The following is a 19,216-nucleotide window of genomic DNA, read 5'->3' on the forward strand; positions in this document are numbered from 1 at the left end:
TGAAAACCGAATACCATAAACCGACATGAAATACTTCCTCCTCGCGCTGGCTGCACTGACGTTTGTGTATCCGTTTATCTGGATGTTGAGCGCGTCGCTGTCGGCGGAAAGTGGTCTGGGTGACCTGACGCTACTGCCGGAGCAGTTTACGTGGAACAACTACGTGACCGTTTTTACCAAAATACCGCTGGGTCGTGCCTTCCTGAATAGTGCCTTCGTCGCCATCATAACGACGGGACTTGTACTGATAACGGGGGCCATGGTGGGCTATGCGCTGGCCCGGTACGAATTCGTGGGGCGCGACTGGATTTTCTACGCGATCATTTTTACCATGACGCTACCGTTTCAGATTACGCTGATCCCGAATTACATCACGATGGTACGGCTGGGCTGGATCGATACGTATCTGGCGCTGATCGTGCCGTTTTCACTGAGTTCGCTGGCGGTGTTACTATTTCGGCAGGCCTTTCAGAGCTTGCCACAGGCGCTGATCGATGCTGCCCGAATCGACGGGGCGGGGGAGTTGCGGATCATCTTTCAAATCCTGGTACCCAACGTCCTGCCCACCGTGCTGACGATTACGATTCTGACGTTTATGGGCTTGTGGAACGAAGCCCTGTGGCCGCTCATCGTTATCCGCGATGAATCGACCATGACGATGCCGCAACTGGTTACGCTGTTTTCGGTGGGTGGTCGGGCAGAGGGGCAACTGGGCGTCAAGATTGCGGCTGCCGTCCTGCTGGCTGTTCCCGTGGTTATCCTTTACCTATTTTTTCAGAAACACTTTATCCGCAGTATGGCCTCGTCGGGGCTGAAAGACTAAGGGTCTTTTCGTCATAGACCTAAAAGGTTTCCAAAACCTTTTAGGTCTGTTTAGGACGGGGATGTTCAACAACAGGGGGAGAATCAACTATAGACTTTAGTAGTCAATGTACCTGTCTCGTTTTTACCACTTTATAGCAATCGTCCTGCTGATCGTCAGTGGTAGCGGTCGTCTCGGCGCGCAGTCGGCTCCCGCCCGGCGATACGTCAACCTCGCCCATCTCGACCACCTGTACCAGACCGTGACGTTGCCCAACAGCGCGACGGTTGGAACGATAGCGATTTACAGCAATGCGCCCGACTACCGGCTTGTCGGCGACGACGATGAGGGCTTTACCTGCATCGACGATGTGGCACGGGCAGCGCTGTTTCTGTTCAACGAACCCGATCTGAATGGAAACAGGGGCAAGCAGACCAAGCTGCGCGCTATGACGGAGTTTGTCCTGCAACTTCAGGCCCCCGTCGGGGTGTCCGGCGCTGGCTACTTCTATAATTTTCTGTGGCCCGATCGCACCATCAACACGACGTTCCGTACCAGTGTCGCCGAAGCTAATTTCTGGTCGTGGCGGGCGTTCTGGTACCTGACCGAAGCGTACCCGTACTACCAAAAGCGTGATACCGCGTTCGCCGGACGCATTCTGACGGCCACGCAGAAAATTACCGCCAATGTCGTGCGGGACTTCGGGGATAAACCGGCCGAGTACGGCCATAGTCAGGGCGTCGCGGTGCCGACGTGGTTACCGTTCGGGTCGGGTACCGATCAGGCGGCTATCCTGTTGCTTTGTCTGGCCAACGTGCAGCAGCGGCAGGCGAATCTGGCCGTGTTGCGACTGATCGATAAACTGGGAAGCGGTATCGTAGCGATGCAGCACGGCGGACCAAACCAGTTTCCGTACGGCGCGATACTGAGTTTCGAAAACACCTGGCATGCCTACGCCAGCGATCAGGCATACGCCTTGCTGAGGGTGGGCAAGCAACTAGCCAAGCCCGACTGGCAGGCAGCCGCCCGACGCGAGATCGACAATTTCTATCCCTGGCTCATTCAGCAGCAGTACCTTGAATCGTTCGCTGTGAACCAAACCGATACTACCTTGATACCCATTCGGACGAGTCAGTTTTCGCAGATCGCGTATGGCATACGGCCGATGATCTGGGCGGCACTCGAAGCCTACGACCAGACCAAAAACCAGAACTACGCCACGCTCGCCCGGCAACTGGCAGGCTGGTTTCTGGGTAAGAACGTCGCCAACACGCCCATGTACGACCGATCGACCGGGCGCGGGTACGACGGTATCGGTGCAACGGGTATCAACCGAAATTCGGGCGCTGAATCAACTATCGAAAGTCTCTGGGCGTTTCAGCGGCTGGAAAAATATGGGATGATTGAATGAATGAGTGATAGAATGATTGAATGTGATGCGTCAGCCCATTCAATCATTCTATCACTCATTCAATCGCTCAACCACTCAATTAGCAAAACATGGCTAACGTTACTTTGACGCATATTGCCAAGGCGTACGGCAACGGCCCGACCGTGATTCGGGATGTTACGATCGACGTGCGCGATCAGGAATTTGTCGTGCTGGTCGGGCCGAGCGGTTGCGGGAAGTCGACACTGCTGCGCATGATTGCTGGGCTGGAAGACATCACGTCCGGCGACCTGCTGCTCGATGGCAAACGCATCAACGACCTGCCGCCGAAAGACCGTGACATTGCCATGGTCTTCCAGAATTATGCCCTGTATCCGCACATGACGGTGTTTGAGAATATGGCGTTTGGGCTGAAGCTGCGCAACATGGCGAAGGCCGACATCCGGGAGCGGGTGACGCAGGCAGCCCGTATTCTGGAGATCGAAAACCTGCTCGATCGTAAGCCGAAAGATATGTCGGGCGGGCAGCGGCAGCGCGTCGCTATCGGGCGGGCTATTGTGCGCGAACCCAAAGTGTTTCTGTTCGATGAACCGCTGAGTAACCTCGACGCCAAACTGCGTGGGCAGACGCGGATCGAATTACAGAAGTTACACCGACAACTCCGGGCAACGATGATCTACGTCACCCACGATCAGGTCGAAGCCATGACGCTCGGCGACCGGATCGTCGTGCTGCGCGGGGGTGATGTCATGCAGTTCGACACCCCGCTGACGCTTTATAATCGACCGGCCAACCGGTTTGTCGCCGGTTTTATCGGTACGCCACCCATGAACTTCCTGCCGGGTCAGGTGCGGCAGGTTGACGGCGTACGCTGCTTTATAACCGCAGGTGTAGCGATGAATATACCGATAACCGATGTTGCGCAACAGACAGCGTTAACGCCCTACGTCGGCAAGCTAGTGACGCTGGGTATCCGGGCTGAACACCTGACTGTGGTATCAGTCAACGAGCAGGCTGTGCCGCTGCCGGTACGGATCGATGCGCTGGAGAATATGGGTAATGAAGCGCTGGCGTATGTCACGATGGGGGAGAGCCGTTTGGTAGCCCGTCTTTCACCGACCGATGTACTCGCGCTCGCTGTCGGCCAGTCAGCTACGCTTTTTCTCAGCACGGCACACGCCCATTTTTTCGACGACGAAACCGAGCTAGTCATCCGCTGAAATTTTTTTCGACAGGATTACAGGATTAGCAGGATTTAGATTGTACAAAATGCTGTCAATCATGTAATCCTGTCAATACAATTTGTCCCTATGTTTTTCGGTAATGCCGTAATGTCAACAGCGCCGTCGCCATGGCGACCACGGCCAGGCATCCACCGAACAGGCCAATGGTGGGGGCGGTGAAATGCAGCAGCGCACTGCCCGCGAAATACGTGCCGGCGACGTCGCTCAGGTTGACAAACGCCATGTACGTCGTGAACTGTGACCCTTCTACACCCTTGCGGCAAATCGCCATCAGCACTGGCATGGCAGCCGCACTCACCGCCGGGTCCATAAAGTACAGCACGACCAGACCCGTCCGGGCAACGTCGCGCTGGACCCAACTGGCCGACAATACATTGAAACTGATTAGATACACGGCTACGATACCCATAACGACGATGAGCAGTCGACGAGCGCCGAAGTGGTCGGCAAGGCTACCGCCGATCAGGGCGACGGCGGTGGCCGCCAGCATCCCGTACGTACCCGTCAGCACAGATACGTCGGTATCGGCCCAGCCCAATTCGTCGATCAGATGGTGATTGTAGGCTCGTAGGAATAAAGCGTTACTGACATAAGCCAGGAGAATAGCACCGAACAATAACATACTTTGCCGGGCAAATAAGCCCCTGAACAGCTCGCTAAACAGCCACTTGAAATCGTGATCGATATGCGTTGACGCGACTGCTTTCGACTGATTGATGCGCATCCGATCCTGCGGTATGCCCTCGCTAAATAGAGGCAGTAGCCGATCGCCGGGTTGTTCACGAATAAAAACCATCAGGACGACCCCCGTCAGCAGAAACATGATCTGTAGTAGAGCCGCGCTATGAAAGCCGTAGTCGCGCAGAATGGTCGCGAACACGGCTGCGCCGATGCCCGTTCCGACCAGATACCCGGCTCGCATGAAGGCGTTGACCCGGCCGCGTTCGTCTTCTGGAATGACCGTGATCGCCATCGCATCGACACTGGCGTCCTGAATGGCGGCAAACACGCTACGCAGGCAAAACAGCCAGCCCAACGTACTGACCTGCGCAATGGGATCACCCACGAACAGCAGTACGCAGGAAGCCAGTACCGTCATCAATTGCGAGCCGACAACCCACGGTTTCCGCCGACCCATTGCCGACCCCTGGAACCGGTCGATCAGCGGTCCCCAGATAAACTGAAACGCCCACGGTAGACCGATAACGGCGATAAACGACCCCACAACGTCGGGACTGACACCTTTTCCGGTAAAATAATTGGCCAGTGCCGTTAGATAAAAACCGGCCGGAATTCCCTGCATGACATACAGGTAAAAAAAGACACCATAGCGCAACGGGCGGCTCTGGCTAAGCGTCAGCGGATAACTGGGCGAGGGAAGGGCAATCTGCATGGGTTGAGGAAGGAATAATCGGCACGATTATAGATCGTATAGCTGGCGTAACCTACTCATGCACAGGCCAGACTGTTATCGTACGGATTGTGCAGTCGAGATGTTTGAAAAGTAGGTGAACTATCGCAGAAAAAATCCGTTTGACTATTGCAGGACCCGGAGAATCTCCCGATGTTTGTCCGCTATTTTTGTCAGTTCACAACCGATGGGTAAGCTCGTTCTCATACCGACCTTCTTCCATACTACGCCCTTCCGGTTTAGGTCCGTATGGACCATATAGCATTATTTACCTACGTGGTAAATCAGTTTCGCCCCCTTTTCCGTTTACATAGTCCAACCACATTCACGACGCGGATAACAACGTCTCCGCAGCGGCCGTAAGGCTGCACAATCAACGACGATGATTAAGCCAGAAGTAGTCAACGACCAGTACATTGTTCAGGTAGCCAGCGAAAACCATCTGCGACTGGCAGAAGCCATTTGCCATGAGATGGAAGAAAGTGCGAAAGCACGCGGAACCGGTATTGCCAAACGGTCGCCGATATACGTCATGGAAAAGATGCTCGAAGGCAAAGCGATTATCGCGCTGACCCTGACGGGCGAGTGGGTTGGGTTTTGTTACATCGAAACCTGGGACCACGGCAAGTTCGTGGCGAACTCAGGGCTGATCGTACATCCCGAACACCGGAAAAGCGGTATCGCAACGCGCATCAAAGCCAAAGCGTTCGAACTGTCGCGGACGATGTTTCCAACGGCCAAGATTATCGGTATCACGACGAGCCTGGCCGTGATGAAAATTAATTCCGATCTGGGCTATCATCCGGTGACACTAAGTGAACTGCCCGGCGACGATTCGTTCTGGAAAGGCTGTCAGACGTGTACGAACTTCGATATTCTGACGCGTACGAACCGGAAGCACTGTCTGTGTACGGGTATGCTGTACGATCCGGAAGAACATCGTAAAGAGGAGAAAAAAGAGAAGTGGAATTTCCTGACCGAATCAACCTTGTACGAACGCTGGATGCGTATCAAGAAAGGTATCCTGATGCGTCTGCACATCGACCGGGCGCGCACACGGTCGCGGGAGCGCGAACTGGAAGCTGCGCACTGATTATTCGGTTTACTGTTTTCGGTATGCGGTGATCGCATATAGATGAAAGCCCTGCTGATTATCAGCGGGGCTTTTTGTTTGGTCACCGATAGTTAAGTCGGGCTGGGCAACGTCTTTGTTGGGTAGGTTCTTCAGAAAACACTGCTTCCGTTATGACTGCCTTTTCGCTCGACCGCCGTCACTTCCTGCTGGGTTCGGCCGCTTCATTAGCCTTGAGTACACTCGACACAAGTGGTTTGCCGCTCGGCTCGCTGGCCAAAACCTACCGCGTCGCCTTGATCGGTACGGGCTGGTATGGGAAAAGCGATCTGTTTCGGTTGATTCAGGTGGCTCCCGTCGAAGTGATTGCCCTGTGTGACGTCGATCAGCATCAACTTGACGAAGCGGGAAAACTGGTTAGTCAGCGGCAGAAATCGGGTAAAGTACCGAAGCTGTATGGCGACTACCGGAAGCTGCTGTCCGAGAATCAGCTCGACATTGTGCTGATCGGGACACCCGACCACTGGCACGCCCTGCCCATGATCGAAGCCGTCAAGTCGGGCGCCCATGTCTATGTGCAGAAGCCAATTAGCGTCGACGTACTGGAAGGGGAGGCCATGGTGGCAGCCGCGCGTAAGTATGGCAAGGTCGTGCAGGTCGGGACGCAGCGCAAAAGTACCCCGCACCTGATCGACGCCAAGAAAAACATTGTCGACGCCGGACTGCTGGGCAACATCAAGCATGTGGAGATGTGCTGCTACTACCACATGCGCAACAACGGCAATCCGCCGGTCGAGCCGGTTCCTGCCTTTTTCGACTACGAGATGTGGACCGGTCCCGCGCCGAAGCGTCCCTACGACGGCCTGCCGCACATTCGCTGGTGGCGGACGTTTACCGAATACGGCAACGGCATCATGGGCGATATGTGCGTACATATGTTCGACACCGTCCGCTGGATGCTGAAGCTGGGCTGGCCGAAACGTGTCAGTTCGACCGGGGGTATCTACGTGCAGAAAGAAGGAAAATCGAATATCTCCGATACGCAGTCGGCCCTGTTTGAGTACGACGGCCTGAACTGTGTCTGGCAGCACCGGACCTGGGGTACGCCCAATAATCCCGACTACCCGTGGTCGTTTACGCTGTACGGCGACAAGGGTACGCTTTGGGCCAGCACGATGAGCTACGACTTCATTCCCGAAGGTAAAGACGGCCCGACGAAAGGAGAGAAGATTCACAAAGATGTCGTCTACGAAAAAGAGAAATACCCCGAAGACCTGAACGAAGACCGAATCGAGTTGAACGCAGCCCCGGCTACCCGCCTGCACATGCTCGATTTTCTGGCGGCTATCGAGAGGAACGGCCGCCCTATTGCCGACATCGAAGAAGGCCACATCTCGACGGCAAGCTGTATTCTGGCAAACCTCTCCATGAAAACCGGCCGCCCACTGGTCTACGACCCGCAAAAGCGCGAAGTCGTCGGTGATCCGGAAGCCACCAAATTATTGCAACGCCCGTACCGGCAACCCTGGGTTCACCCCACCCGGCAGAAAGTCTGATCGCGTAGACCTAAACGATTTCAAAAAACCGTTTAGGTCTGTCAGCTACATATCAAGATGATTCAGGCAATTTTCATTACACAACCAGCGAGTGGTGAACATCGGGAAAAAATTATTGATGTGCCATTTAGGGAGCATGTTATTAGGCCCTGGAGCTGGGTGCTCTTTTGTAAGGATGACTATACGGAATGGGTTGCCTGCCTGCATGGAGGAGAGAATGCCTATCGACACGTTGACGTAGTCGGTACCCTTGCCTTTGTAATTGCGGATGGCCAAGGCTATTTTATAGATGGTCAAACGGAGGAGCTCATTTACTACACAGCAGAAAGCACAATCAGGAGCGTAGTCGCTGATGATCAGAATGGCCTTTTTGCGTATACGTCAGATGAGGGCGATTTATTGGTGATTGACCAGTCGTTTGTGCCCCGGCCTGTATCGCTACCTTTTCAGTTTTACACGATTAAGCTTGAGAAAATCGCAGGTAAATTTTTAGTGGTAACGTACGAGGACAGAACCACTAATGAATTCAAAACAGCCTGGGTTGACATGACGGAAGCTGGAGCCACTCGTTGATTTTCTCATAACCGTAGCAGGGTGCTGCGCGTTAGGCAAAGACGGTGGTCGGATAAATGGCGACTGTCTGTACGAACGTTATGAATAAATCGACTGGTCCCCCCTTGCTCTGGACACTGTTGGGTGTTGGCGCTGCCGTTGCCGCCCGCGCCTATGTAAAGCATCAGCGGACGATGCGTTTCGCTGGTAAAACCGTCGTTATCACGGGTGGGTCGCGTGGGCTGGGGCTAGTTATGGCCCGGCAGTTTGCACAAGAAGGCGCTAACGTCGCCATTTGTGCGCGCGATGCCGATGAGCTGGTTCGGGCCGAAGCGGACCTGCTTCAATACGGCACCGACATCCTGGCCATCACCTGCGACCTGACCCACAAACCCGATATTGACGCCTTTATCACGACCGTCGAGCAACAGTTCGGACCCATTGACGTGCTGGTCAACAACGCGGGTGTCATCAGTGTATCGCCCTACGAAAATACTACGGAGGCCGATTTCAAGCTGGCGATGGACAGTAACTTCTGGGCCGCCTACCGAACCGTCGAGGCTGTCCTGCCCGGTATGCGGGATCACGCCCGGACGCACCCCTGCCGTATCGTCAACATTACGTCGATCGGGGGGAAAGTGGCGATTCCGCATATGGCACCGTATTCAGCCAGTAAGTTTGCGCTGGTGGGTTACTCGGAAAGTATCCGGGCTGAACTGCTGAAGGACGGTATTCTGGTCACGACGGTTTGTCCCGGCCTGATTCGGACGGGTAGCCCGCGTCATGCCATCGTCAAGGGGCAAAACGAGAAGGAATATGCCTGGTTTAAAATTGCCGATGCGCTGCCGTTGCTGACGGTTAGCGCCGAAGAATGTGCCCGGCAAGTGCTTGACGCCTGCCGGATTGGGCGGGCGCAGGTTGTCGTGTCGCTACCCGCCAGGATGCTGACCGCACTGCACAGCCTGATGCCGGGGCTGTTCATGGACACGCTGTCGGTCGTCAATCGGCTACTACCTGCTCCCGGCGGTATCGGCGAAGCCAGCGCGAAGGGATACGAGAGTGAATCGGCAATTTCACGTTCGTTCGTTGCCACGCTGGCCGATCAGGCTGCAGAAGCAAATAATGAGTAGGGGATAAGCTCACCGCTATCATGAGCCAGTTAGCCTGTTTTGGCGTGAAAATGTCGTATTGTACTAGACGTTAGTGAGCAGAGAACGGCTATATTGACGTTAAATAAAGGCGATATGGTTACTACTAAACTCACCAACTTACAACTGGAGTTAATCCAGACCTTCTCCTACACGTTGCCCGATGAGCAAATGATTGAAATTCGTCAGCTGCTGGCTAAGTACTTTCTAGATAAGGCTGATGCAGAAATGGATCGACTGTGGCAAGAAAATGCTTGGGATGAAAATACCATCGACGAGTGGGCTAAAGGGCATGACAGAACCCCCTACAAGCCGCAGGCATGAGGATTGTTCTGGATACAAATAGCCTACTGGCGGCCCTGCCCAAAGCGTCACGGTACCGATCCATAATCTCAGCATTAACTACGGGACGTATTGAGTTAGTTGTAAGCACGGCCATCCTGTTAGAGTACCAGGAGATACTAACCCGTAAGACGAACGAGATTGTCGCTAACAATTTTCTGGAGTTCATGGCCAAACTGCCCAACGTTGTTCGGGTCGACACGCCGTTCATGTGGGGAATCATCGAGGCTGATCCTGATGATAATAAATTTGTCGATGCTGGACTAATCGCCGGTGCTGATTGTGTGGTAACGTTTGATAATCACTTTACTATACTAAAGTCGCATCCATTCCCTGCTATGGATGTTCTAAATCCAGACCAGCTACTGACTAAACTGGAGGAGTTGACCTCAGGTAACGAAAACAGGCCGTAGCTTCCGATTTGCTACGGCCTGTTTTTCTATTGACCTCCGATGACGGGAAACTGGGCGATGCGGAGGTTGGTGCAGCCGTAGGGAATCAGGGTAATTTCTTCGACGGTTTCGTCGGCGTCGATGCCGTAAATGGCGCTGTACGGCATGGGGCCGGTCATGTCGTTGTACAGTTGCCAGGTCGGGATGCGCCGGGCGCGGGCTTTGATGGTCAACGGCGCTTTGTCCGGATTCCAGGGATAGATTGCGACCGGGCCGGTATTGCTCACCGGGAACGCACTGTCGAGTTTGTCGTTGGCCACGTTGAGTAATCCATAGTTCCAGGGTGTTGTAGGGCGAAGTTCGGTGTAGGTATCGCCGTAGTCGATCGGATCTTTTTTGTTGGTGATCTGTTTCGCGGTTTCTCCGATTTTCAGCGCGTACACCAACGGCCCCCGTTCTACCGACATCGAGTTTTCGTACCACCGGTTCCGGCTGATGTGCATGGGTAGCTGTAACTCGACCACGTCGCCTGATTTCCACGTTCGGTTGATCGTGGCGATTCGGTTACCAGTCAGCTCCTGCACGGTTTTACCGTTGACACGGATAGCCGCTTTTTTGCACCAGGCAGGAATGCGTAGCTGAAAGGGAAACGCCACGTCCTTGGTGCTATTCTCAACCGTGACTGTAAACCGAACGGTCTCTTCGAACGGATAATTCGTTTCTTCACTGATCGTTACCGGTACGCCCTTACCAACCGTGGCTCTGACTTCGCTCGGTGAATAAATCAGGGCCGCAATACCGTTATTCGTCTGTCCCGCCGTTCCGGTACTGTACCACAAATTCTGCGTGAATTTGGGCCAGCCCTGGTGCATGTTCGACGTACAGCAGGCATAGCCCGTCAGGAGGCCGAAGCAGACGTCGGTACCACCGTGGTTGTCGCGGAAGTTGCGCATGTGCCGGGTGGCCATTACCTGATTGGCCTGCTGAAAATACTGCCGCCCCATGTAATCGTCGGTGGCCTGCGTCGGTAGCGCGTTGAAGGCGATCCGTTCCAGTTGATCGGCGTAAGCGAGATCGCCGGAGATTTCGAGCATGCTTTCGAGCGAAAACAGCATTTCGACTGCCGAACAGAACTCCGATCCCTGCGTGGGATCGCTACCATGCAGGGCTTCGTCGCCACCGAACAGGCCGTGTGCCATGCCGTTGTACGTCCCCAGATCAGCCAGTCCTTTCTTCGACGCTTTCCGGTACTTTTCGTCGGGATGCTGCTGATAGTACACCAGCGGTTCTTTAAATCCCTGCGCCAGATTGACGCAGTGGATACTTCCTTTCCGGCTCAGCAGATCGGTGTTCAGAAAGGCATTGGTATAATCGAAGGTTTGTTTATGGATCAGGTCGCCCAGGGTGAGCAGGAACTTGTCGCCCGTGATGCCGTACAGCCAGTAGACGACCTGCAGGTTGTCGCCACCCCGGTAGCGGCCCCAGAACGTCCAGTGGTCGAGCGGTTTTTTGGGTAGTTCGGCCAGTTGGTAGCGAAAGTAGCGGGTCATCAGGTTAATGACGCGTTTGTCGCCGGTTGCCGAATAATATTGCTTCAGTACTTTGAGCATCACCATTTTCGGCCACCAGTCGCGGCTGTTGTCGCGCTGAATGCCGGGTTCGGGACTGTAGTCTTTCGATGGACCGAAATAGCCGTCGGGTTGCTGACTGTTGAGCGTCCACTCGACCCAGGGTTTGGTTTTGGCAATCAGCGTTTTGTCGTCTAGAATGTAGGCCAGGGGAAGTAAGCCGTCGATCCAGTACGGGCCGCGTTCCCATTGGTCGCCGTCGCCACCCAGCCAGCCATTGCGCTGATTCATCACCAGTGGATATAGACTGTCGAGTTGCCCCGTGGCCCCGTCGCGCTGCCGTACCAGCATCTCACGCAGCCAGCCCTTCGGCCGAATGGCACCCAGCGGTAATTCGCGATACGGATTGCGGTTAACGGGTTTCTGCTGACCAAACCCGGTCAGGCTAACAAGCAGTAAGAGCAGGAGTGAATGTAGACGGGTCATAGGTTGGGTTGATTATTTGGTAGCGGGTATCCCCCCGCCCCCTAGCGGGCAGGGCTGTTAAGTTCTAGTCCATCTACCCCCCAGCCCCCTAAAGGCTAACCTTGTAGGGGTTTTGAGCCTTCAAAACCGAGCACTTCGCAAAGGAGCTTTTTTACCCCTAAATCCCCTGAAGGGCGGTCGGCCGCTGCCGGACTTTTTCTAAGTGCGAGTAAAGTCCCCTTCAGGGGATTTAGGGGTAAAAAAGCCTGTCCATAAAGCCAGTTAAGTACAGGACGTGAAACCCCTACAAGATTAGCCCTAAAGGGGGAGTGGTTTCTTTGTGGAATACTCCCCCTTTAGGGGGTTGGGGGGTGAAAGGGCGGAACACTTGACGAAGTTTGTAAAGAAGAAAAGATCAGGTCGTTTTCAGCAGCTTCATACCGAAGCCCGGTGTTGTTGGCGGTACGAATTTTCCGTCGACAATGCGGTAGTCGCCGAAGTCGATGTCGTCGCTGGTGCAGGGAACCCCCTCGATCGTGACGGTATTGCCCAGACCGGCTGTTAGCTGAACCGTGTAGTATGATTTGGTTAGCTCGCCAAACGCGTGGGGCGATGCCTGAATGCCCATACGCTGTAGTTGTGGCATCAGTTTACGCCAGGGCGTGAACCCGTAGCCCATGATGTCGGAGATGTGGACGTCGATAAGCTTTTGCCGGGCGAGCTCCGTGAGCAGTGTTTGATCGGGTTCGTATTCGCCATCGGCCAGTAACGTTTTGACCTGGTTTGCCTTCATCCAGTCGCGTAGTTTGCGGTAGTCGGCTACGGTTTCGGCAAACGGTTCTTCAAGCCAGAACAGGGGAATGCCGTCGATGCCTTTCAGGTACGCAATCATGGTGTCGACCGTAAAGCCGTCGTTGCCGTCGACCAGGATCTCGCAGTCGGGGAAGGTTTTGGCGACGAGCTTCGTCACCTCCACGTCACGTTGCACACCAGCGTCGCGCGGCATCCACATATTCCCCCGCCCGATCTTGAGTTTAAACTGCCGGTAGCCGAGTTTGTAGTCGTGCGCGCAGTTGGCGAGCAGTTGATCCATCCCCTTCGCCATCGTGTCGACCTTCCCGGCTTTGGGCTCCAGTTCATCGAAGTAAATCATACCGCTGTAGCATTTGGTCAACGTCGGTTTGGACTTGCCCAGTAATTGGTAGACCGGCTGTTTCAGGATTACCCCGGCCAGATCGTGCAGCGGAACGTCGACTGCCAGCGCCTGCGGGTCGGTGACACCTACGGTAGTCTGGAACAGCTCACCGACGCGCTTTCCTTTCAGGTACGCCATGCGCGCATCATCGCGCCGGCCGTTGGGTTGCCCCCAGCCTTTGGCCCCCTGATCGGTCGTCAGCATACAGACGGTGATTTTGGGGCCGTGACCGTGAATGTCGCGCCGGGCATTTTTACCAACGAAGCGAGGCCATGTCAGTTGCACGTCGGTGTAGCTGATGTCGGCGATGCGGTGCTTCATCAGTTCGTCAGCCCCCGCGCTGGCGTAGGCTGACAGCGTGTCGAGCGCAAGGACGGATGCGGTAGCCCCCATCAGGTTCTGGAGAAAGCGTCGGCGTTGCATAGCGTTTGTTTTTACCCGTTTTTGTCCTGCGTACTTTACCCGCGGCCCCCTTTAGGGCAGGGCTGTTAAGTTCTTGATTTAATGCTGGTATTGGCCAAATTTCCTTCGGCTAACCCCCCCCCAGCCCCCTAAAGGGGGAGCATTCTGCGGATGAACGGCTCCCCCTTTAGGGAGCTGGGGGGGGGCTACCCAGAACTTAACGGCCCTGCCCTGAAGGGGGAGGAGTTTGTGTGCTAATTTCACCACCTTCAGGGCAGGGATGGTCGGCCGCAGCCGGGTAAAGCATGCGTAGAAACCGTTACTTGTCGAACAGGGGTGCGTGGATCTGCCGGAGGGTCTCGACCGGAATCTTGATCACCTCGCGGTCGTACGTCAGCAGGCCGTTGACCTCGCCTTCCACGTCGGTCGTCTGCGTGTAGACAGCGGCTGAGAGCGCCCGATTTTTATAGTAGTCGGCGATTTTGGCGTACTTCGTCCGGTACGCCTTCTCGACTTCGGCAGCTGAGTGGTAGGTCTGATAACCCCAGTTGCGCATCTCGGGATTCCAGAGGTGCCCCTGAATGGGCCAGCCAATGCCACCAAACTCGCCGATGACCACCACCCGGTCGGATTTGGGCGCGGGAAAACGGGGCTCGGGTTCGTAGGTGTGGATGTCGAAAAAATCGCCCGCGTTCCGATCGTTCCAGCCGCTTACCGCGTTGACCGTCCGGCTCGGGTCGAGGCCTTTCACCCAGGCTGACAGTCGTGGGTTGTCGTACTGTCCCCAGCCTTCGTTGTGCACGACCCACGTGACAATGCTGGGGTGATTGTGCAACTGATTCATCATCCGGCGCAGCTCCAGCTCAAACTGCTCGACGCCCTTCGACCGGCGAATGGGTTCGAACTGATCACCGGGCGACTCGTTCTGGCCTTCCAGAAAACCCGACGGCATGTCCTGCCAGACGAGGATACCCAGTTTATCGCAGAGGTAGTAGTACCGATCGGGCTCGACCTTGATGTGCTTCCGCAGCATGTTGAACCCCGACTTTTTCAGGAAATCAATCTCGAACGCCATGGCTTCGTCGGAGGGGGGCGTCAGCAAACCGCCCGGCCACCAGCCCTGATCGAGTGGGCCGTTCTGAAACACGAATTTGTTGTTCAGCAGCAGCACCGGCTGATTCCCTGTCGAACCCGTCGGGTTGGGGCCCATGGCTATTTTGCGCATGGCGAAGTAGCTGGTTACGGCATCGGCTGCGGTACCGGTGACAGTGGCTTTCGCGTAGGCCGCCCGTTCGGCGTCGTTTCGGCGGGGGCGCTTGTCATTGGCCGTTCCGGCAAACGGATCGTTGACCGTGACGAGTTCAGCGCGGAAATTGTACAGAAACGGGCTATCAGGCGACCAGAGTTTTGGATTCTGGATGGGCAGGTAGGCAACGCGGTCCGCCCGGGTTATCGTCGTCGCTACGGTTTGATTGCCGTCCATCGCCGTCAGACGAATGGCTGTGGTTGGGCCGGTCACGGGCTTGTCGAGCAGCACTTCGACCCGCACCCGGCCCGAATCGACTTCCGGTGTCAGGCGGATCTCGTCGATATGGTGGGCCTTCGGGACCGGCTCCATCCAGACGGTCTGCCAGATGCCCGACACGGGCGTGTACCAGATGCTGTTGGGGTTGAGTAACTGTTTGCCGCGCGGCTGTTCGCCCGTCGATGTGGGGTCGGTAACGCCGAGAAGAAGCTGGTTCTGCCCGTCTTTCAGGTAGTCGGTAATGTCGAAGCTGAAGGCGTCGCTGCCGCCGGTGTGCGAACCGACTAGCCCGCCGTTGATCCACAGGCTGCATTCGTAATCGACGGCCCCAAAGTGCAGCAGTACCCGCTGCCCGTTCCAGTCGCGGGGCACTGTTATGCTGCGCCGGTACCAGAGCCGCTGATCGGGCGTAAGCGGTTTGGTCACCTTCGAGAGCGTCGACTCGACGGCGAAGGGTACCAGTATTTGTCCCCGGTCCGGCGCTCCGCTGAATTGCGTTGGGGCGGGGGCTGTTTTGGGCGTGATGGCATAGTCCCACATGCCGTTGAGGTTCTGCCATTGCTGCCGCATCAGTTGCGGGCGGGGGTACTCGCGCCAGGCGTTGTCGGCGGTCACCTGTTTCTCCCAGCGGCTCATAATCGGGGCCGGCCGAACGGCTGGCGTAGCTGGCGACTGGGCAAAGCCGAACGACGTCAGCAGGCCATTCAGTGCGAGTAGCGTGCCGGTTCGTTGCAAAGTAATGTTTCGCATAGGGGTAAGTTCAGGGTAGGAATTTCGTAGAAACAGACTGCCCCGATCAACTACGTTTCACTCGGTACGTAATCAGTCGGGGCAGCCAGGTTCGTTACTGTTTTGGATGCTTCTCAAGGTAATCGGCCAGCATCTTGATGTAGTAGCCGCCGACCACCGACCGGGCCTGGAAACCGACCTGCTTGGCGTCTACGGTTTCGTGCCAGTCGCTGAGCGGGACCCGCGTGGGGGTTTCGTTGGCGTATTTCCAGATGGGACCGATGAAGGCGTTGAAATCCTTGTCCGAATCGGCCATCGTCGCCGTCCACATAATCCAGTCCGACTTGGTGTAGGTCTTGCGGCTGTCGAGGGGCAGGCCATATGGTTCCTGCTTGGTCAGGTAGAAGTCGATTTCTTTCTTCACCACTTCTTTCGGGAACACGTCCAGATTCAGCAGCTTGTCCCAGACGATGTTGTATTTCTGACTCCAGCTACCCGGCTTCTTGTCGAAGGTCAGCGCGTAGTGGTCGCCTTCCGCATCCATCTGCATCCACTTGCGGGCCAGATCGCGGGCCAGCGTCAGGTGCTCGTCGGCCGTTTTCTGATCGCCCAGCAGCGCGGCCATCTGTCCGTAGCAGGCAATGCCCATAATGGCTTTGGCCGACAGGTTGGCGTTGCGGGCCAGGTGTCCGGCAAAGTCGTCGGTGCAAAGCTGATTGGCGGGGTCGAAACCGTCGCGTTTGAGGAAACCCACCCACTTGGTCAGCGTTGGCCAGTGTTGTTTGGCGAAATCGGGCTTCCCGTCCATCCGCACGGCCGCAGCGGTCAGAATCATCATGTTGCCGGCTTCCTCGACGGGCATGTCTTCGCCGTAGGTCTGCCCGTTGGCGAGCGGGTAGGTGCCTACGTCATGCGCGGGGAAGTCTTTTTTCCACCGCCCCGATTCGCTGTAGTCGAAGATGAAGCGCAGCAGCCCCTTCGCCAGTTCATTGTTGTACAGCAGAAACATCGGTGCCGATGGATAAGTCACGTCGACGGTACCGATCGAACCGTTGGAGAAATTCTCTTTCGAGAAAAATAGTACGTCGCCCGTTGGCCCGGCGACGATTTTGTGCGCCGAGATGGCTTGTCGGTAGGCCAGCACGCAGAGGTCGGCATATTGCTTACCCCCCGACTTTTCTGCGTCTGCGCGAAGTTGTTTGTCGAAATCCGCGCTCTTTTTGCGCAGCCGGGCGTAGTCGTTTTCGGCGGTTTGCAGCAGTTGTGGCATGGTCGTTTTGTTGTCGCGACGCCACCACGCCCGCAGGTTTTTGCCGAAGTACTGCACTGAATACAGATCGTCGTAGCCCAGCAGCAAATGCTTCTCGACCACGTCTTTACCGACCTTGCCCAGCGGCATGCTGATTGCCAGCCCGTAGGTTTGCCCCGTACCCAGCGAGATTTTACCGGCCGGTACGTGACCCGCCTGAATGAACCGCGCTTTCATTGACTCGATCGGGCCGGGCGACAGTTGCGCGCCTTCCGCCGTGGGAGCCGCCAGATACGCGTAGCCCCAGTCGATGCGGACGTTGTCGCCTTTTTTCTGTAGCAACGGCTGCTGCTTTGTCCCGACGTTGAGCCACGTCAGCCCCGCCGTCGTGCCCGCATCGCCGACCACTTCCTGACCGCCGGTATTGGTAGCCATAGTACCCGCTTCGCCGAAATAAACCTGTACGTCGTGGGTTTTCCCGTCGCGCGATTTTACGTCGAAGGTTACGTACGTAACGGGCCGAGCAACGACTTCCAGTTCATCGAGCAACAGGGGCGACAGGAAGTTGAGGTGCAGGTCGACGGGGCCGGCGGTGAACGCGTAGTCCGTCTGGGTTGCCGTCACCGTTACGTCGGTCTGCTGCGCCGTGGCTATGCCTTTCGTCACGACCGGGCTGACGATGCCGACGTCGACAAACGAACCACCGATGGGGCTGACGCAGTGAATGGCCAGCACGTTACGGCCTTTCCGCAGGGCTTTCTTCGCTTCTGCCGACAACGGCTCCTGCCGGTATTCACCCGCGCAGCAGGTTTTCGTCAGGATCAGCGTGCCGTTTAGATAGACCGTGAGATCGTCGTCATAACTGGCCGACAGCAGCAGTTTGTCGGGGTCGAGCTTGCCGTCGTACGTGAATTCGCGCCGGATGTGAATACCGTTCGGGTCGGTTTTGCTGCTCAGCCAGCGTGTGCGCGATTCTGCATTGTCACCAAACGGACCCTGTCCGGTTTTCCAGCCCTTGGCGTTATAGTCGGGTTTTTCCCAGCCGGGCTCGGGTTTGGTCAGCGTGTATTGGGCGGTGTACGGAGCCGATTCGCCCGTGGGCAGCAGGTTGGTGTAGGTCGTCGGAACGGCACCCAGGAATTGGTACGCCTTGCCGTCGACCCGGATAACGCCTTCCATCGACTGCGGCTTGCCGGTCCAGTGGCGGGTGGGTGAATCGGTGAGTTTGTCGGTCGTACTCCAGACGCTGAAATACGGGTCGTGGGTGACGAGCGGGTAAGCGGGCGGACGCAATTCCTGCGCCTGCGCCGTCAGGGTAGTCAGGGCCGCCAGCAACGTGGCTGTGCGGAGAAAAGAACAGTTTTGCATTGATAGGTTGGTAAATAAGCAAACGAACGATGCCACTATAGAGAGCAAACCGACAGGCGGCTATACTCACAAACGGGCATCCGTCAGGGCTGAACCTTCTGAACGGGTGAGAAGATCAGGTCTTCGACGCCCGCGATTTTTACACCGATGCGGGCGTAGGCATAGGTCTGTCCCGTGATGGCGGGCATGCTGGCCGAGAGTGAGACGGCGCTCAGGTCTTTGATCGCCGAACCCGCCAGATCGACCGAACTCAGGCTGGTCCGGCTGTCGACAAACTGCGTCTTGCTCAGGTACAGTGACACCCGCTCGATAGCCCGTGCATTGGTGCCGGTGATGATCTGCTCCAGCTTACAGGTTGCCGACACGGTACCGTTGCTGAGTGAAAATGCCGGTGTACGGACCATGTAGTAAGGCAGCACGTCGATGTCGAGCGTCTGATCGCCCGTCAGATTCACCGTCGTTGTGTCGGAGTTGTCCCGCCGGACGGACTGGAACGGTCCTTGCGCCGTCGGGATGACGAGCTTGTAGGTTGCTTTGAACAACTGGGCCGAATACGAGCCGTCCTGCGCGACCGTAACCGTAATCGGGATACGCTTCTGCCAGCCGGGTTCCCACAGTTCAAAGGTGACGTTGTTATACTCCACATTGATGGGTTCGCCCTGGTAGACGAGCCGCCCCTGCAACCGCGATTCCGGCGCCGGATAGTTGTCGTACGCGCAGGAGAAGAGCGAGATCGTAGCGAAGAGACAGAGTGATACAATGGATAGGAATTTCATGGCTGCCGTGTTGAGATATTGAGTGGTTGA

15 protein-coding genes are annotated in these 19,216 nt (G+C 56.2%); 9 read left to right on the plus strand and 6 right to left on the minus strand.

Annotated elements, in window-relative coordinates; translation table 11 throughout:
* Positions 1 to 25: 25 nt before the first annotated feature.
* From CLV58_RS07430 to CLV58_RS07440, 3 genes are all read left to right on the plus strand, one after another.
* Positions 26 to 823: a carbohydrate ABC transporter permease gene (locus CLV58_RS07430; protein ID WP_106137159.1), complete on the plus strand. Its 798-nt coding sequence runs from the start codon at positions 26 to 28 to the stop codon at positions 821 to 823.
* 106 nt (positions 824 to 929) lie between these two features.
* Entirely contained in the window at positions 930 to 2,213 is a 1,284-nt protein-coding gene (locus CLV58_RS07435; RefSeq protein WP_106137160.1) for a hypothetical protein, read from the plus strand.
* A gap of 89 nt (positions 2,214 to 2,302) precedes the next feature.
* Positions 2,303 to 3,412, plus strand: a complete 1,110-nt coding sequence (locus tag CLV58_RS07440; RefSeq protein ID WP_106137161.1) for an ABC transporter ATP-binding protein — start codon at positions 2,303 to 2,305, stop codon at positions 3,410 to 3,412.
* 88 nt (positions 3,413 to 3,500) lie between these two features.
* On the opposite strand, the gene CLV58_RS07445 is transcribed toward CLV58_RS07440, so the two are convergent.
* Positions 3,501 to 4,829 carry an MFS transporter gene (locus CLV58_RS07445; protein WP_106137162.1) on the minus strand — a complete coding sequence of 443 codons (1,329 nt, stop codon included), beginning with the start codon at positions 4,827 to 4,829 and terminating at the stop codon, positions 3,501 to 3,503.
* A gap of 400 nt (positions 4,830 to 5,229) precedes the next feature.
* Here CLV58_RS07445 and CLV58_RS07450 point away from each other — a divergent pair, with 400 nt between their 5' ends.
* From CLV58_RS07450 to CLV58_RS07475, 6 genes are all read left to right on the plus strand, one after another.
* On the plus strand, positions 5,230 to 5,940 hold the full coding sequence (locus tag CLV58_RS07450) for a GNAT family N-acetyltransferase (RefSeq protein WP_106137163.1): 711 nt from the start codon (positions 5,230 to 5,232) through the stop codon (positions 5,938 to 5,940).
* A gap of 152 nt (positions 5,941 to 6,092) precedes the next feature.
* Positions 6,093 to 7,475 (plus strand): Gfo/Idh/MocA family protein, encoded by a 1,383-nt coding sequence (locus CLV58_RS07455; protein WP_106137164.1) that lies wholly within the window; start codon positions 6,093 to 6,095, stop codon positions 7,473 to 7,475.
* A 57-nt stretch (positions 7,476 to 7,532) separates the two neighbouring features.
* Complete coding sequence (locus CLV58_RS07460) at positions 7,533 to 8,048, plus strand: hypothetical protein (RefSeq protein WP_106137165.1); 516 nt, start codon at positions 7,533 to 7,535, stop codon at positions 8,046 to 8,048.
* A gap of 80 nt (positions 8,049 to 8,128) precedes the next feature.
* Entirely contained in the window at positions 8,129 to 9,157 is a 1,029-nt protein-coding gene (locus CLV58_RS07465) for an SDR family NAD(P)-dependent oxidoreductase (RefSeq protein ID WP_245882254.1), read from the plus strand.
* A 114-nt stretch (positions 9,158 to 9,271) separates the two neighbouring features.
* Complete coding sequence (locus CLV58_RS07470; RefSeq protein ID WP_106137167.1) at positions 9,272 to 9,499, plus strand: hypothetical protein; 228 nt, start codon at positions 9,272 to 9,274, stop codon at positions 9,497 to 9,499.
* Complete coding sequence (locus tag CLV58_RS07475; RefSeq protein ID WP_106137168.1) at positions 9,496 to 9,930, plus strand: putative toxin-antitoxin system toxin component, PIN family; 435 nt, start codon at positions 9,496 to 9,498, stop codon at positions 9,928 to 9,930. The genes CLV58_RS07470 and CLV58_RS07475 overlap by 4 nt, the downstream gene beginning before the upstream one ends.
* Positions 9,931 to 9,956: 26 nt before the next feature.
* Here CLV58_RS07475 and CLV58_RS07480 read toward each other — a convergent pair whose 3' ends face one another.
* The 5 genes from CLV58_RS07480 to CLV58_RS07500 form a co-directional block, all read right to left on the minus strand.
* Complete coding sequence (locus tag CLV58_RS07480) at positions 9,957 to 11,963, minus strand: beta-L-arabinofuranosidase domain-containing protein (RefSeq protein ID WP_106137169.1); 2,007 nt, start codon at positions 11,961 to 11,963, stop codon at positions 9,957 to 9,959.
* Positions 11,964 to 12,357: 394 nt separating this feature from the next.
* Positions 12,358 to 13,560 carry an enolase C-terminal domain-like protein gene (locus tag CLV58_RS07485; protein WP_106137170.1) on the minus strand — a complete coding sequence of 401 codons (1,203 nt, stop codon included), beginning with the start codon at positions 13,558 to 13,560 and terminating at the stop codon, positions 12,358 to 12,360.
* A 298-nt stretch (positions 13,561 to 13,858) separates the two neighbouring features.
* Positions 13,859 to 15,814, minus strand: coding sequence for a glycoside hydrolase family 2 protein (locus CLV58_RS07490; protein ID WP_245882255.1), 1,956 nt, complete (start codon positions 15,812 to 15,814; stop codon positions 13,859 to 13,861).
* Between the two features lie 94 nt (positions 15,815 to 15,908).
* Positions 15,909 to 18,410: a glutaminase family protein gene (locus CLV58_RS07495; RefSeq protein ID WP_106137171.1), complete on the minus strand. Its 2,502-nt coding sequence runs from the start codon at positions 18,408 to 18,410 to the stop codon at positions 15,909 to 15,911.
* An 83-nt stretch (positions 18,411 to 18,493) separates the two neighbouring features.
* Positions 18,494 to 19,186: a DUF3823 domain-containing protein gene (locus tag CLV58_RS07500; RefSeq protein WP_106137172.1), complete on the minus strand. Its 693-nt coding sequence runs from the start codon at positions 19,184 to 19,186 to the stop codon at positions 18,494 to 18,496.
* Positions 19,187 to 19,216: the final 30 nt, after the last annotated feature.

Origin of the sequence: Spirosoma oryzae (assembly GCF_003002825.1) — a bacterium.
Lineage (GTDB): Bacteria > Bacteroidota > Bacteroidia > Cytophagales > Spirosomataceae > Spirosoma > Spirosoma oryzae.

Coding starts and splice junctions, on each gene's coding strand:
- CLV58_RS07440 (WP_106137161.1), top strand. CDS start 2,303: ATGGCTAACGTTACTTTGACGCATATTGCCAAGGCGTACGGCAACGGC.
- CLV58_RS07495 (WP_106137171.1), bottom strand. CDS start 18,410: ATGCAAAACTGTTCTTTTCTCCGCACAGCCACGTTGCTGGCGGCCCTG.
- CLV58_RS07470 (WP_106137167.1), top strand. CDS start 9,272: ATGGTTACTACTAAACTCACCAACTTACAACTGGAGTTAATCCAGACC.
- CLV58_RS07500 (WP_106137172.1), bottom strand. CDS start 19,186: ATGAAATTCCTATCCATTGTATCACTCTGTCTCTTCGCTACGATCTCG.
- CLV58_RS07465 (WP_245882254.1), top strand. CDS start 8,129: ATGAATAAATCGACTGGTCCCCCCTTGCTCTGGACACTGTTGGGTGTT.
- CLV58_RS07430 (WP_106137159.1), top strand. CDS start 26: ATGAAATACTTCCTCCTCGCGCTGGCTGCACTGACGTTTGTGTATCCG.
- CLV58_RS07475 (WP_106137168.1), top strand. CDS start 9,496: ATGAGGATTGTTCTGGATACAAATAGCCTACTGGCGGCCCTGCCCAAA.
- CLV58_RS07445 (WP_106137162.1), bottom strand. CDS start 4,829: ATGCAGATTGCCCTTCCCTCGCCCAGTTATCCGCTGACGCTTAGCCAG.
- CLV58_RS07480 (WP_106137169.1), bottom strand. CDS start 11,963: ATGACCCGTCTACATTCACTCCTGCTCTTACTGCTTGTTAGCCTGACC.
- CLV58_RS07490 (WP_245882255.1), bottom strand. CDS start 15,814: ATGCGAAACATTACTTTGCAACGAACCGGCACGCTACTCGCACTGAAT.
- CLV58_RS07485 (WP_106137170.1), bottom strand. CDS start 13,560: ATGCAACGCCGACGCTTTCTCCAGAACCTGATGGGGGCTACCGCATCC.
- CLV58_RS07435 (WP_106137160.1), top strand. CDS start 930: ATGTACCTGTCTCGTTTTTACCACTTTATAGCAATCGTCCTGCTGATC.
- CLV58_RS07455 (WP_106137164.1), top strand. CDS start 6,093: ATGACTGCCTTTTCGCTCGACCGCCGTCACTTCCTGCTGGGTTCGGCC.
- CLV58_RS07450 (WP_106137163.1), top strand. CDS start 5,230: ATGATTAAGCCAGAAGTAGTCAACGACCAGTACATTGTTCAGGTAGCC.
- CLV58_RS07460 (WP_106137165.1), top strand. CDS start 7,533: ATGATTCAGGCAATTTTCATTACACAACCAGCGAGTGGTGAACATCGG.